Here is a 13,921-nt window from a genome sequence, read left to right on the forward strand (position 1 = left end):
CGCGCCGGGTATCCCTTTGGAAAAGCATTTGCTCGGAGGTGTCGACTGTTGACGTATGATAGACGAGACTGCCGAGGAGATACGCGAGATGCGCACGCACTCGTCCTCGGTCGTCGCCGTGAAGGCCGCCCACGCGCTCCAGGACCTGCTCGACGACGAGTACCCGACGGTCGAGGAGTACGTGCGGGCGCTGGAGCGGAACAGCAACGCGCTGCGGCGCGCGAACCCCTCGCACGCGTCGCTCGCGACGACCCAACGGGACATCGTGAACGCCGTCCAGGACGCGGACCCGGAGTCGGTGGAAGCGGCCCAGGAGGCGACTGCGACGGCCATCGACGACGTCGTCGAGACCGTCCAGAACGCCAAGCACGCCGCGGCGGAGGCGACCGCCGAGCGCATCCAGGACGGCCAGACGCTGCTCACGCACGATTACTCCTCGACCGTGCTGGAAGCCATCGAGCTGGCGGCGCAGTCGGGCAAACACCTCGAGGTGTACGTGACGGAGGCCCGCCCCCGCCACCTCGGGCGGAAGACCGCTCGCACGCTCGCCGCCATCGACCGCGTGGACCCGACGCTCGTCGTGGACGGCGCGTTGGGCTACTACCTCCCGGAGTGCGACCGCGTGTTGTTGGGGATGGACTGCATCGTCGAGGACACGTACTACAACCGCGTCGGCACGTACCCGCTCGTGGCGACCGCCGCCGACGTCGGCGTTCCGGTCACCGTCACGGGCGCGAGTTCGAAACTCGTCGACGAGGGGTTCCGCTTCGAGAACGACTTCCGGGACCCAAGCGAGGTCATCCGCGAACCCCCGGAGGGGTTCGAGGTGAAGAATCCGGCGTACGACGAGACGCCGACGCGACTGCTCGACACCGTGGTGACGGACGACAAGACGACGGAGTTCTAGAGGGTCAGACCTCCGGCGGGGCCTCCAGTGCGAGCGTGATCTCGTGGGCTTCGACGTCCTCGTGGGCGGCGACGCGGCCGCCGACCGAGACGCGACTGCCGTTCGACTCGAGCACGAACGCGGCGACCTGCTCGGTCTCCTCGAAACTCGTCTCCACGACTCGCCCGCGGTCGACGCGCTGGTCGCCGGTGAGCACGTCGCGGCCCCGGACGGTGGCGTAGACGTCGCCCTCGAGTCCGCGGAGGTCTTTCACGCAGCGCCGGACCGAGGCGTACGACCGCGGCAGCGGGACGGTGGCGCCGTCCTCGTGGAGGAGCGTGTCCGCGGTGGTCCAGATGACCGTGCCGAAGAAACCGGAGACCAGGAAGCCGAGCGCCGACCGGTCGAAGATGACGCCGTACTTCTCCGGGTTGTCCCGGACCGCGTCCTGCGTGGCGTACACCGAGTAAGCGCCGTCAGCGACCGCGATGACGGGCGTGGTGACGCCGCGGCGGCCGCGCGCGGTGGTGGCGACGCGACTGTAGTCGAAGTCCTCCGGGTCGGGGGCGTCCGCGGACGGCGTGACCACGAGGTCGATGCTGACGCCGCGGTCTTTCGCCGCGGCGAGGTCGTCCGCGAAGCGCTCGAGGAGGCTCGGCGTGAGCGAGCAGACGAGTTCGAACTCCGCGTCCGCGATCACGTTCTCGACGTACCGGAGGATGGTCGACCGGGACTTCACCAGGGAGACGGCTTCGGCGTCCCGGGCGGGCGCGGTGTACGCGTCCTCGAGCGCGCCGACCATCGTCGTGAAGTCCTCGCGGAGGGCTTCGAACGCCTCCGAGGGGTCGATGGCGACGATCGTCATCGGCCGGGATTCGCGTAACTCCACGAGGCCGCGGTCGCCGAGACTCCGCGCTGTGTCGTACACCCGCGGCTGGGGGATGTCTGTGCGCTCTGCGAGTTCGCTCGCCGTGAGTTTGCCGTGCTGTAGCACCGCGAGGTACGCCTCGATCTCGTACTCGCCGAGGTCGAACCCCGCGCCGACGCGCTCGACGGTTTCGCGGAGGTCCTCGTCGCTCATGTGCGCACCGACGGCCACCCCGGTCTTTTAGCCTGCGGTCGGGGGCAAGGAGACAGCGGACAACTACGCCAGTTCTTCGGTGCTGACGCGGTACGTTTCGCCCTCGTACTCGATGTAGCGTGGCTCGGTCACGCCGAACGGCGGCGTCGTTGTGGTCTGTGCCTCGAGCCGAACGGTCGTCACGCCGTCCTCGAAGAACGGGATCGTGTTCCGGAACAGGTCCCGGTCGCCGAACGGTAGCATCGGTCGGAGCAGCTGTTCCGTGATGCGGTGGCGGACGGTGCGGTCCGGCGGAACGACGCGGATCGCCTCCACGACGAACGCCGCACGCTTCGCGTTCTCCCCGACCTCGGCGTCAGTCGTCACGACGACGGTGTCTCCGTTCCGCGTCGGTGACGCGTCGGCGGTCGGCGTCAGTTCTACTGGGTCCCCGTTCAGGTCGAAGCGCGCGGCCAGACCGACCTTGTGCTCGTAGTCTCCGCCCTCGAACCAGCCATCGGTAGCGAACGCGTACTCACCACCGCCGAGGCCGGCCAGCGAGATGTCCTGCTCGGCTGACGGCCCGACGTCCGGGCTGCCGGTGTTGGTCATCGTCGTCCGCCACTCGTGAGATTCGCCGGATGGGAGCGTGTGCAGTGGCTGGGGAACCACCTTCGGTGCGACGTGGAACCACTGGCCGTGCTCGCGCTTCCACAGCGCCCAGCCGTAGAAGTTCGTCATGAACGTCGCGCCGGTGTCGTTCGTGAGCGTGAACGTCACGTCGGCGTTCGGCAGATCGGCTGTGTCTGCGGACGGCACCAGCGAGAGCGGCGCGTCCGCTTGCTCGGGATAGCAGACCACACGTTCCGTGTCGTCGCCGAACGGCGGACAATCGGTTTGCCCGGGCGCCGCGCCGAGCGTCGCCGCGACCGACGAATCGAGTGTTTCGTTCGGCGACGGGTCGGAAGTGCGATCGGCCGTCGGAGTCGCGGAGTCGTCCGCGCCCGGCGCTGCAATGGTCGGCGGCCGGCCGGTACAGCCGGCGGCCGCGAGAGACGCTATCGTTCCGAGGAGGGCCCGACGTCGCATATCTCGACGCTTCGACACGTCCCGATAAATACTTCGTGGAGGCTGTGCGAGCGTTTCACCCAGCGCTCGCGCCAGTCGATCGCTGCACGCGCCCGTCGTGACTGTCCGACAGTCCGCTGCTACATGTACATCCGGTCGTCGGCGCGCTGCTCTTCCGTGACCCGGGAGACGCGGTCGTTCAACTCAGCGTAGTACTCCGTGACCTCGGCGGCGAACTCCTTCAGCGGCTGGGTGTCGACGTCGAGGTCGTAGACGCCGCTGGCGGTGTCCACCAGGCGGATGGCGGCTTCGACGTCCGGGACGAGTTGGTGGACGGGCGTGGTGAAGACGCACGCGCTGAGGTCCGAATCCACGCCGCGGGCGAGCAGACCGGCGTTCACGCCGTCGAGGAAGCCGCTACCCATCGGGGCGGTGTCGGCGTCCGCGAGTCGTTTCTCGCGGTAGTCCTCGGTGGCGACGTAGAACGTCCGGTGCTCGTCGGGGCCGTGTGCGAGCGGGACGCCCGAGAGCACGGCGATCTCGCGGACGCCGTTCGCGTCGAGCCAGTCCCCGAGGGACGCCGAGAACGAGTCCGCGGCGGAAAGCGGGATGAACAGTTCGCCGACGAGTACGGTGACGTCGACGTCCGGCCGGGAGAACAGCCGCGTGTGGTGGCGCGGCACGCCGTTCTCGAAGGGCGTGATGGCGGGGAGTTTGTCGACGCCGACGTGCCCCGTCTCCGTGAGGTCGAGCTGCTCGACGAGAAAGTTCGCGGCGGTGAGCCCCGCCAGCCCGAACTGCGAGAACCCACAGAGCAGCGCCTCGGACGGTTCCGCGTCGTGCGTGAAACTGAACTCGGGTTCGCCGTGGACTACGCTGTCGGGGTCGCGTTCTGGCGGAGTGGCCATACAACGACAAATGGTGACAACCACCTTATCTTTCGGGGCGCCAGCGGTCCGCGTAACCAGGTGGCGGAACCGTTTTGCCCCTCCGCAGAGACGGGCCGAGCATGGCTCAGCCGTCGGTGGACGTGGCCTGGAACTGGCTCGTCGCGAATCGGGGATGGCTGTACGCCGCGGTCGTCCTGTTCGGCGCGTGGTACGCCGGAAATCTGCTCGTGCGCGTGTTCGGGCGCCGCATCGCGCGCCGGTTCCAGCGCCCGAGCGTGACGCGCACCGTGCTCCGACTCGTGCGCACGGTGACGCTGTTCATCGGCATCTTCACCGCGATGGGTCTGATCGGCGTCCGTATCACTGACATCTTCATCTCCGTCACGGTGTTCTCGGCGGTGCTCGGTCTCGTGCTCGCACCCATCGTCGGGAGCGTCGTCAACGGCCTGTTCGTGCTCGCCGACCAGCCCTACGAGATCGGGGACATGGTGGAGTTCACCCAGCAGGGCCAGCGCGGGTTCGTCGAGGACATCACGCTGCGGTACACGAAGATATTCACGCTCGACAACACGTTTCTGGTCATCCCAAACTCCGTCATCCGGGAGCGGGACATCATCAACTACTCCGCCGAAGACGAGCGCACGCGCCTCTCCATCGACGTCGGCGTGACCTACGAGAGCGACGTCGAGGAGGCCCGCAAACTCGTCGAGGACGCCGCCACGAGCGTCGACGGGGTCATCAAGAGCGGGCCGGACATCCGCATCGGGAGCGCGCGCTTCCCGTCGGCGCCCCGCTGTAACATCGACCAGTTCGGCGAGAGCAGCGTCGACCTCCGGTTGCGCTACTGGGCGCGTGACCCGTACCGGCTGCTGAAACTCCGGTCGAACATCCAGGAAGCCATCTGGGATCGGTTCCGGGACACCGAGAGCGTGGAGATCGCGTACCCGCACCGCCACCACGTCTTCGACGAGACGAGTGGCGACCTCTCGGTCCGGCGAGAATCAGAGTGAGCGGCTCCGAAGGGAGTCAGGACCGCACGACGACGACCTCGCAGTCGAGTTCCCGCTTCAGGTAGCCCTCCACGTCGGGTTCGTCGAAGATGCGGCGGAGCGCGCGACGCCACCGGCCCGCCTGCTTCCCGCCGATGACGACCACGTCGGCGTCCTCGGCGGCCACCTCGTCGAGGATGGTTTCCTCCACGAGGAATCCCTTCCTGACGACGTACCTCGCGCGGGAAAGGTGGCCAAAGGCGCGTTCGACCGCGCGCTTCAACTGGGTCCGCGTCGTCGGTGTGTCCTCCTGGTAGAGCGCGACGTGGAGCACCGTGAGGTCTGCGTCGCGCTCGTCGGCCACCTCCACTGCGCGCTGGAGTGTGGCCTTCGAGTGCTCCGTGAGCGGATACCGGACCGGGACGACGACGCGATTCACGTCGCAACGAACGCCCGCCATTGGCCTAACGCTTTTCGTCTGCTCGCAACGAACCTGGCGTGTTTCGTCTGCTCGCCACCGGCCCACCGCGTTTCGTCAGCCGGCACACTCCCACTTCGCTCAGTTCCGGTGTAGCGTCACTCGACCCTCAATTTCCGGGTCGACACCGCGCTCGCGGGCGTACGCGCCGAGAACCTCGTGCTGGACACCCAGGCGCTCCGTGCGGTGGGATGCCCCGAGCGCGGGGAACTCGTCGTCCGTGTAGAACAGGTAGTCCGTCGTCGCGAGCGTGTACGTGCGGTCCGGCTGGACGGATTCGCCGCCGACGCGCGCGTCGAGGAGTTCCGCCGCGGCGTCGTCCCACTCGAGTCGCGCGCCGGAGACGTGGGCGTGCCACCAGTCGGGTTCCGCGAAGCCCAGCGACCCGCCGGCGCCGCCCCGGAACACGTCGAGCAGTTCCTCGCCCGAGAGTTCCGCGACGCCCACCGGCTCCTCGAAGGGCACGAGACTCACGAGGTCCGCGACGGTGACGTCGCCCTCGATTGCCGGGCCGTCGCGCACGCCGCCAGCGTTCTGGAGGCCAACGTCGGCGTCCGCCGCCCACCGGTAGGCGTCCGCGACGAAGTTCCCCACGCGAGACTCCCCGTGGAACAGCGTGGCCTCCGTGCGCTCCATCGGCTCTGCGACGCGCCCGACGACGTCGTCCAGGCCGGCGTTGGCCATGCGTTCGCGGAGGCACTCCGCGAGCGGGTCGTGAACCGGGTAGTTTCCAACCTCCCGGCGCGTCACCTCGCCGGACTCGAGGTCGACGTCGAGCACCACGTCGCCGCCCGACCCCGGGCGCGTGAGCAGCGTTCCGTCCACGCGGTCGATGCGCTCGGAGGCGACGTGCCCGCCGAGGATGGCGTCGACAGACGTGGACGTCGCGAGGTCGTCGTCGCCGCGCCCGAGGTGGCTGAGCGCGACGACGTAGTCCGCGCCCGCGTCCCGGAGTTCGTCCTCTGCCTCCCGCACCGCGGCCACGGGGTCGGTCACCCGGAGGTCGCTCGCCATCGGATTCAGGGACGGCGTGGCGTCGTCGAGCACGCCGACGAACCCGACGCGCGCGCCGTTCGTCTCCTGCATCGTCCACGGCGCGACGCCGCACGCCCGCCCGCCGTTCCGGTGGACGTTCGCGCTCACCCACGTCTGCGGGGAGCGCGAGACGACGTCCGCGGTAGCCTCGGCACCGTAGTCGAAGTCGTGGTTGCCGAACGTCTCGACGTCCGGTTCGACCGCGTCGTAGAACTCGAGGGCCTGCCGGCCCTCCGTGACGAGCGAGAGCACGCCCGGCGCGGTGTTGTCGCCGGAGCCAGCAGCGAACGCGCTATCCCGCTCCCGCAGCAGCGTCGCGAGACGACCCGCCTTCTCGGGCGTATCGTAGACGTTCTCCAGATCAGAGTAGTGGAGGATGCGAACCGCCATATCTCCGAGGTGACGAGTCCGCCGCTGAATAGGGCTTCGATGGTGTGCTGGTTTGCCGGGAGCGGACACTGTTCGACAGCCGACAGTGTCGCGAAACTACACAGCCGGCAGTGTCGAGCTCGAACGAGCACATAGGTGGGATGGAACGGAGCGAGCACCCCGAGATTTCTGGGCCTCAGAGTCGGTGGTAGCAACTGGATTCCAGGAATCAACACCTAGACGGACAGGGCTAAATGCGACCACGGGGTACGGGAGTCCATGAAGACGGTGGCGACCGACGACGGGGAGTTGTACGTCGCCGAGGACGAGGGCGACCGGGGAGAGAAGGGGCCGTTCCTGGTCGTGTACCGGACGCCCGACCGAGAGCGCCGGTGGGGCTGGTTCTGCACGAACTGCGAGTCCGTGGACAACGCGATGGATTCGATGGGGCGCATCGAGTGCAACGTCTGCGGGAACTTCCGGAAGCCCGAGGAGTGGGATTCGGCCCACGAGTAACGGCGTCTCCGGGTAGCGCGCCAACCGACGCGGAGCTGGACGAACGTACAGAAATCCCGAACGGTGGGAAAGCTTATCACCCACCCCCGCGAACCCACGACTGTATGGGGACTGTTAGCACCCCTCCAGACGAGCAGGCACGGTCCATCTTCACCGACCTCGGGTACAGTCTCGCCGGCGACGGCGCCGAGTTCTCCGCGACGCGAGACTGGAAGGAGATTCGCGTCTCCGCGGTGACCGACGACGTAGAGACGACCGGTGGTAGCGACTACCGATGTTTCGTCACGTGGGCTACAGACGCCGACGAACTCGAGGCGCGGTTGCGTCGGCGCGACCCGACCTACGAGTGGGCCGTCATCGGGGTGCGAGAAGACGGAGACTACGAGGTGGCGCGCGCGCCACCGGTCGCCTGAAAGCGGCGTCGAGTGGCGACCCCTCGCTCCGCTTATCGCAGTGCTTCGCGGACTGCCACTAGTCCTGCGTCCGCGTCGACGTCCGTTCCATCCGAATCCCCGCCCAGCGCGTCGAACGCGTCCGCGAGCGCCGCGACGACGAGCGTGACGTTCCCCGGGCGGGCGCCGTGACCCATGCAGCCGACGCGGAAGACCTCGCCCGCGAGGTCGCCCAGGCCGGCAGCGATTTCGAGGTCGTACTGCTCGAGCACGTAGTCGATGACCGCTGCGTCGTCCACACCCGCCGGGACGTTCACGGCGTTCAGACTCGGCAGCCAGTGCTCGTCCGTCGGATTCACCCCGAGACCCATCGCCTCGACGCCCGCCTTCAGTGCGCCAGCCACTCGCTCGTGGCGCTCCCAGCGGGCCTCGATGCCTTCCTCCGCGACGAGACGCAACGCCTCACGGAGCGCGTACACGTTCGACACCGGCGCAGTGTGGTGGTACGCGCGCTCCTCGCCCCAGTACCCCTCCAGCAGCGAGAGGTCGAGATACCACGACCGGGTCGGCTCGTCCCGGTCGAGCACTCTCTCCATCGCGCGGTCGTTCAGCGTGAGCGGACTGGCGCCTGGCGGGCACGACAGGCACTTCTGCGGGCCGGCGTACGCCGCGTCGATGTTCCAGTCGTCCACTCGGAACTCCACGCCGCCGATGCTCGTCACCGCGTCCGCGATCACGAGCGCACCGTGGTCGTGGGCCGCCTCCGTGAGCGCAGGGACGTCGGGTTGCAGGACGCCAGTCGACGTCTCCGCGTGCACGAACCCGAACACGTCCGGTTCGTACGCCTCGCAGGCGTCCGCGACGTCCGCCGGGTCCAGTGGTTCCCCCCACGGCGCGCCGACGCGCACGACGTCGCCGCCCGCGCGCCGCGCCATCGACGCCATCCGGTCCCCGAAGTAGCCGTTCGTCGGCGCGAGGAACGTATCGCCGGGCGCCACGAGGTTCCCGATTGCGGCCTCCATCGCCGCCGACCCCGTTCCCGACACGGGAATTGTCCACTCGTTGTCCGTCTGGAACGCGTACCGCAGCAACTCCTGGGTCTCGTCCATTATCTCCACGAACGACGGGTCGAGGTGCCCCACCAGCGGCGTGCTCATCGCCTTTAGAACGCGCGGATGCACGGGACTCGGACCCGGCCCCATCAGCGTGCGCTGTGGCGGATTCAGTTCGCCCACGTCTGGCGCCCCGCCGCTCGCGTTCCGTTCGTCATCGTCGCCGTCCGGCGCGTCGGTCATAGAACAGTAGCCACCGGCAGCGCGCAAGAAGGTTCGGAATGCAGGCGAAATTGCGCCATCGCATCGGCCGGGGAACCACCAGCCATTACGTGCCAGAGCTTCGAAGAGCCGCCATGTTGACCGACCTGCTCGCTGTCACGTCGACCAAATCTCTGTCGCCGTTCGCGGTCACGCCGACCGAATTCCTGTCGTCGCTCGCGGCCATGCCGACCGAATCGCCGTCGTCGTTCGCGGACCTCGTGAACAGCACCATCGACGGGTTCGTCGGGAACGTCGCGGCCGCCCTCCCCGAGATACTCACCGGCCTCGTGTTTCTCGTGCTCGCCGCTATCGGCATCCGCATCGCAACCATCGTCGCGCGGGCGGTCCTGCGGCGCGTCTTCCGGAAGCAACCGATGTACGTCCAGCTCGGCGGCACACTCACGTCGGTCGTGCTCTGGTTCGGCACGCTCCTCGCGTTCCTCGCCGCCGTCGGCCTCCCCGACATCGCCGCCGCGCTCGGCACCGCGTCGGGGTTCCTCGCGCTCGGCGTCTCCTACGCGCTCTCCGGCATGCTCGCCGACGCCGTCGCCGGCCTCTACCTGCTCCGGGACCCCGACTTCAACCCCGGCGACACCGTCACCGCCGCCGACGTCACCGGCACCGTCACCGCCATCGAACTCCGGAAGACCCGCCTCGACGTCGAGGGCGACACGGTCGTTCGCGCGAACGCCGACATCGAGAAGAAGTGGACGAAGAAAGTGGAGTGAGTGGCTGGCGTGAACCGAGCCATTTCTGTGAATGCCCGAACAACCCAGACTCACGAAAGCTGCTCTGGTTCTCACCACCTCGCAAGCGATATTCTACCAGCAGTTGCCAGCGCAATCTCTGTATTCAGCCCTCCTGCGGAACTGAAACGGTCGAATCGGTACAAAGGTGTGCGTGTATACCCATCCCAGGGCCGGTTCGCGGGGGTAGGGACTGTTCGAGGTGGTCGCACGGGTGAACGGCCACGCTCGTTTTCCGACTCGGGTCCTTATCGCACGGGATGGCAGACGACAAACAGGGCCGAGACAAGCAAGCGGATGACGAAGAGCGACGCCAGCGAGAGCGGGAGCTAGAGGAGGCACGCAACCGCGCCGACGAAGCTGAACCAATTCGCGACGACCCTGGCGAGCAACTCGATGACCTTGATGAAGCGCTCGAGACCCACGATTATCCGACCACGACGGAAGAATTGATCGAGGACTACGGTGACTACGAGATCGAAACGCAGGGCGGGTCGACGTCCCTTGAGGAGGTGCTTGCCCCAACCGACAACCAGACGTTCGCCTCCGCCGATGACGCCCGAAGCCGGATACAGGGACTGATACATCGCTGATGAGCGCGCCCATTCACCCCCGTCTCGTTAGTTGAGTAACCCCCGTTCTGGTGCGCATCCCGCTGTGTCTAACGGCTGTTTCATCCCACGTTCTAGATAAAGAATCTGCATTACCCACTACTGTTACGCAACATCACAATCCTGACTGCCCCACCAGCGAACTTATCCGGACTCGGAGGGTACGCTCGCGCATGTTCGTGGGGCACGCGGCGTTCGCGTTCGGCGCTGTCGCTCTCCTCAGCAGCCGGTACGGAGCGACCCGTCAGCGCGCGGTCGCGCTCGGCGTGGTCGCCGCGCTGTTCGCCACGATTCCCGACGTGGACATGGCGTACGCGCTCGTCGCACTCGTCGGCGTCGACCCGACCCAGCCGATTGCGGCCGCCGAGTCCTTCTGGAGCGCCTCCACCCAGGTCCACCGCGCGGTCACGCACTCGCTCGTCGTCGCCGTCCCGAGTGCTGCCGCGTTCGCGCTCACACCGACGCATCGACGCGTCGCTGCGGGCGTGCTGGTCGCGCTGGTCGCGCTCGCGGGCGTCGTGACGGGGCCGCTCGCCGCCGCGGTGATGGCGCTGTTCGCCGTCGCCGGGTGGCTCGTCGCCACCGCGAGCCACCGCGTCGGCGTGCACGGACGAAGCCTGTTCGTCGTCGCGCTCGCCGGCCTCGCCTCCCACCCGTTCGGCGACCTGCTCACCGGCCACCCGCCACAGTTCCTCTACCCGCTCGACGCCGCCGTGTTCGGCAGCCGCGTCACGCTCGCCGCTGACCCGACGCTCCACTTGCTCGGCGCGTTCGCCGTCGAACTCGCCGCCGTCTGGATTGGCGTGCTCGCGCTCGTCCACCTCTCGGAACTCGACCTCAGGGAACACGTGAACGCTCGCGCCGCTGCCGGCGCGGCGTACGCGCTGGCCGCGCTCGTCATCCCGCCGCCGACGCTCGCGGGCTCCTACCAGTTCGTGTTCAGCGTGCTCGCCGTCAGCGTGGTCGGCGTCGTCCCCCTCGAGAACCACCGGACGGTGTCCACACCACACCCGTGGACGGCGCTACTCACAGGACTCGCGGCGGTGACACTCGGCGGCGTGGCGTACGCGACGGTGTACCTCGGCGGACTCGCGTAACGGTCTCCGCTGCGCCCCGGTTTACTCCGGTAGGTTCCGCTCGGCGACGTTCAGGTCGCCGTCCACGACGAGTTCGAGGGTGTCGCCGTCTCGCGTGAGTTCCAGCGCGACCTCCCAGGGGTCCGTCGAGCGAACTGTCGTGTAGCGGTCGGTCATCGCGAACTCGAGTTCCCAGACCGGTGTGCTGGTGACGTCCAGCCCGCGCTCGCGGAAGAAGGAGACGACGTCCGGGTCGTAGAGGAGCGCGAGGCCGAGGGTGACGTGTGGCTGTGCGCCGCAGTGGTCACAGGGCCGGTGGACGAACACGTCGAGTTCAGCCGACCCGGCCATCGGCGCGTCCGCCGCCGGAATCAGTTGCGTGTCCAGGGGGTGGGCACAGATAGTGCAGACGCCGCGACCGTACGCGAGCAGGTCCCGGCGGTTGAACTGGTCGACGCGAGCAAGCAGTTCCGCGTCGTCGTCCGTGTCGACGGCGCTCGGCGGCATCAGCATCCGAATGTAGGCGTGCCCGCAGTCCGGGCATTGGACCATGAACTGGGCGTCCTCGTAGGCCGCCTCGACCGCCGACCCGCAGAAGTAACAGTCCACGCCCACCTCGAACGGGTCGAGGAGTTCCCGTTGCGTGAACGTCCCCGCGACGATGGTGCGGTAGAGCCGCATTCCGACCCGGTGTAGGCGGTAGCCGTCATCGACGTGTTCGACGAACGAGCCGACGAGTTGTTGGAGGTGGTAGTTGAACTGACTGCTCCGAACGTCCCCGCCCACGCGCTTTCGAAGCTCCGAGAAGGAGAGCGTCGCACGGGCTACGTCCCGGCCGCCCGCCTCGCCAAGTGCGTGGACGATCGCTGCTCGCGTCTCGTTGCCGACGAGCGCGAACACCTCGTCCGCGTCGAACCCGGTCAGCGTCTCTGGCTCGCTCTCGCCGTTCTCGCCCATCTCGTCGGTCGGTTCGTCGGACAGCCGGTAATCGCTTGCGGTGCTCGCGGAGGACAGCAGGCGTTCCTCTACAGTTGGGCGGAGGGAGCGCTTTTGTGGCGCCGAGTCCTCGTCCGAGACGACACGATGAACGGAGACCCACGTGACCGCGAGGTATCCGACGCGAGCGCGCGCGCCGCCACGACGTCGCTCGACGCCGTCGACGGCCGGACGTACGGCGGGGACGGCTTCCGGTTCGAGTACCGACCGGGGACCATCCGGTGCGGGCGGAACTGCGTCGACGCGCTCGCCGAGGAACTCCGGAACGTCGGCGGAACCCGGGCGCTCGTCGTCACCGGGCGGACCGTCGGGCAGACGGCCGCGGTGATGGACCCCGTTCGCGAGGGCCTCGAGGACGCGTTCGAGGGCACGTTCGCCGAAACAACGCCGGACAAACGACTCGGCACCGCGCACGCCGCCGCGGAGGCGTTCGCCGAGCACGACGCGGACGCGTTCGTCGCCGTTGGCGGCGGGAGCAGTCTCGACGTGGTGACAGTCGCTCGCGCGCTCGTGGCCAGCGGCCAGTCCCACGAGGCCGCCGCCGCGGACCTCGCTGACACCGGAACGATTCCGGTTCCGGACGGCGATCTGCCGTCCGCAGTGGCCGTGCCGACGACGCTCGCGGGCGCCGACCTCGCCCAGGGCGCGGGCATCACCGCTGCGCCCGACACTGACCCCGTGGACGAATCCATCGGCGGCGGCGTCTCCGACCCCCGGCTGATGCCGAGCGCGCTGTTCTACGACCCGGCGCTGTTCGCGACGACGCCCGCGAGTGTGCGCGCCGCCTCTGCGATGAACGGCCTCGACAAGGCCGTCGAGTCGCTGTACGCGCGCAACGCCACGCCGATCTCCGACGCCACCGCCGTCCACGGCCTTCGGCTCTGTCGCCGCGGGTTCTCCGCGCTCGCCGACGACGACGCCGACCCGCGCGAACTCGAGCAAGCGGTTCTCGGCGTGCTCCTCGCGCAGTACGGCGTCTCTCGGCCCGACGGCTCCACGCTCTCAGTCCTCCACGCGTTCGGGCACGGACTCACGAACGCCGGCGACGTCCACCAGGGGCGAGCGCACGCCGCCGTCGCGCCCCACGTGCTCCGGTTCGTCTTCGAGCGCGTGGACGGCCGCCGCGACCTGCTCGCGGACGCGCTCGCGCCCCACGGTTCAGGTGCCACCGGCTCGGAGACCGGAGAATCCGACGACGACGCGTCCGCAGCCGTCGCCGGTCTCGCCGCGCTCCGCGACGACCTCGGCCTCCCCCAGCGCATCCGCGACCTCGAGGACCCGCCCGCTTGCGACGAACTCGACGACGTCGCGGCGGACGTTCTCGGGGACGGGTTCATGGAGAACGCGCCGTCCGGCCTCGACGCTACCGTCGAGGATCTCCGCGAGGTCCTCGAGGCTGCGTGGTAATCACCGGGGCGCCGCCCGCTACCGACTCACGACCAACGCCCGCTACCGGCCAACGACTACCGCCTGCGACCGACCGCCGCCCAAAG

15 protein-coding genes are annotated in these 13,921 nt (G+C 68.5%); 8 read left to right on the forward strand and 7 right to left on the reverse strand.

What is annotated here, in order from left to right; translation table 11 throughout:
• Positions 1-55 precede the first annotated feature (55 nt).
• Positions 56-907, forward strand: coding sequence for an eIF2B alpha/beta/delta subunit family protein (locus LT970_RS08540; RefSeq protein ID WP_232686046.1), 852 nt, complete (start codon positions 56-58; stop codon positions 905-907).
• A gap of 4 nt (positions 908-911) precedes the next feature.
• On the opposite strand, the gene trmB is transcribed toward LT970_RS08540, so the two are convergent.
• The 3 genes from trmB to LT970_RS08555 all read right to left on the reverse strand — a co-directional run bounded on the left by trmB (position 912) and on the right by LT970_RS08555 (position 3,922).
• Complete coding sequence (gene trmB, locus LT970_RS08545) at positions 912-1,967, reverse strand: HTH-type sugar sensing transcriptional regulator TrmB (RefSeq protein WP_232686047.1); 1,056 nt, start codon at positions 1,965-1,967, stop codon at positions 912-914.
• Positions 1,968-2,030: 63 nt separating this feature from the next.
• Positions 2,031-3,035 (reverse strand): hypothetical protein, encoded by a 1,005-nt coding sequence (locus LT970_RS08550; RefSeq protein ID WP_232686048.1) that lies wholly within the window; start codon positions 3,033-3,035, stop codon positions 2,031-2,033.
• 119 nt (positions 3,036-3,154) lie between these two features.
• Positions 3,155-3,922 carry a proteasome assembly chaperone family protein gene (locus LT970_RS08555; RefSeq protein ID WP_232686049.1) on the reverse strand — a complete coding sequence of 256 codons (768 nt, stop codon included), beginning with the start codon at positions 3,920-3,922 and terminating at the stop codon, positions 3,155-3,157.
• 101 nt (positions 3,923-4,023) lie between these two features.
• Between LT970_RS08555 and LT970_RS08560 the strand changes: the two genes are divergently transcribed.
• A complete protein-coding gene (locus tag LT970_RS08560) occupies positions 4,024-4,914 on the forward strand; it encodes a mechanosensitive ion channel family protein (protein ID WP_232686050.1) in 891 nt (296 codons plus the stop codon).
• A 16-nt stretch (positions 4,915-4,930) separates the two neighbouring features.
• Here LT970_RS08560 and LT970_RS08565 read toward each other — a convergent pair whose 3' ends face one another.
• Both LT970_RS08565 and LT970_RS08570 read right to left on the reverse strand, forming a co-directional pair.
• Positions 4,931-5,332, reverse strand: coding sequence for a universal stress protein (locus LT970_RS08565; protein ID WP_232686051.1), 402 nt, complete (start codon positions 5,330-5,332; stop codon positions 4,931-4,933).
• A gap of 120 nt (positions 5,333-5,452) precedes the next feature.
• Entirely contained in the window at positions 5,453-6,796 is a 1,344-nt protein-coding gene (locus tag LT970_RS08570) for a bifunctional metallophosphatase/5'-nucleotidase (protein ID WP_232686052.1), read from the reverse strand.
• Between the two features lie 258 nt (positions 6,797-7,054).
• On the opposite strand from LT970_RS08570, the gene LT970_RS08575 reads away from it, so the two are divergent.
• Both LT970_RS08575 and LT970_RS08580 read left to right on the forward strand, forming a co-directional pair.
• On the forward strand, positions 7,055-7,291 hold the full coding sequence (locus LT970_RS08575; RefSeq protein ID WP_232686053.1) for a DUF5816 domain-containing protein: 237 nt from the start codon (positions 7,055-7,057) through the stop codon (positions 7,289-7,291).
• Between the two features lie 104 nt (positions 7,292-7,395).
• Positions 7,396-7,704 carry a DUF7116 family protein gene (locus tag LT970_RS08580; protein ID WP_232686054.1) on the forward strand — a complete coding sequence of 103 codons (309 nt, stop codon included), beginning with the start codon at positions 7,396-7,398 and terminating at the stop codon, positions 7,702-7,704.
• Positions 7,705-7,736: 32 nt separating this feature from the next.
• Here LT970_RS08580 and LT970_RS08585 read toward each other — a convergent pair whose 3' ends face one another.
• Positions 7,737-8,978, reverse strand: a complete 1,242-nt coding sequence (locus LT970_RS08585; protein ID WP_349292208.1) for a pyridoxal-phosphate-dependent aminotransferase family protein — start codon at positions 8,976-8,978, stop codon at positions 7,737-7,739.
• A gap of 203 nt (positions 8,979-9,181) precedes the next feature.
• Here LT970_RS08585 and LT970_RS08590 point away from each other — a divergent pair, with 203 nt between their 5' ends.
• From LT970_RS08590 to LT970_RS08600, 3 genes are all read left to right on the forward strand, one after another.
• The gene (locus tag LT970_RS08590; RefSeq protein WP_232688695.1) at positions 9,182-9,727 is read left to right on the forward strand and encodes a mechanosensitive ion channel domain-containing protein; all 546 of its coding nucleotides are present in this window, start codon (positions 9,182-9,184) and stop codon (positions 9,725-9,727) included.
• A gap of 278 nt (positions 9,728-10,005) precedes the next feature.
• Positions 10,006-10,338 (forward strand): DUF5789 family protein, encoded by a 333-nt coding sequence (locus LT970_RS08595; protein WP_232686055.1) that lies wholly within the window; start codon positions 10,006-10,008, stop codon positions 10,336-10,338.
• A 191-nt stretch (positions 10,339-10,529) separates the two neighbouring features.
• Positions 10,530-11,453: a metal-dependent hydrolase gene (locus LT970_RS08600; RefSeq protein WP_232686056.1), complete on the forward strand. Its 924-nt coding sequence runs from the start codon at positions 10,530-10,532 to the stop codon at positions 11,451-11,453.
• 21 nt (positions 11,454-11,474) lie between these two features.
• On the opposite strand, the gene LT970_RS08605 is transcribed toward LT970_RS08600, so the two are convergent.
• On the reverse strand, positions 11,475-12,389 hold the full coding sequence (locus LT970_RS08605; protein WP_232686057.1) for a winged helix-turn-helix domain-containing protein: 915 nt from the start codon (positions 12,387-12,389) through the stop codon (positions 11,475-11,477).
• Positions 12,390-12,515: 126 nt separating this feature from the next.
• Between LT970_RS08605 and LT970_RS08610 the strand changes: the two genes are divergently transcribed.
• The gene (locus LT970_RS08610) at positions 12,516-13,835 is read left to right on the forward strand and encodes an iron-containing alcohol dehydrogenase family protein (protein ID WP_232686058.1); all 1,320 of its coding nucleotides are present in this window, start codon (positions 12,516-12,518) and stop codon (positions 13,833-13,835) included.
• The last annotated feature ends 86 nt before the right edge of the window (positions 13,836-13,921 follow it).

The organism is Halobacterium zhouii (assembly GCF_021249405.1).
Classification (GTDB): Archaea; Halobacteriota; Halobacteria; order Halobacteriales; family Halobacteriaceae; genus Halobacterium; species Halobacterium zhouii.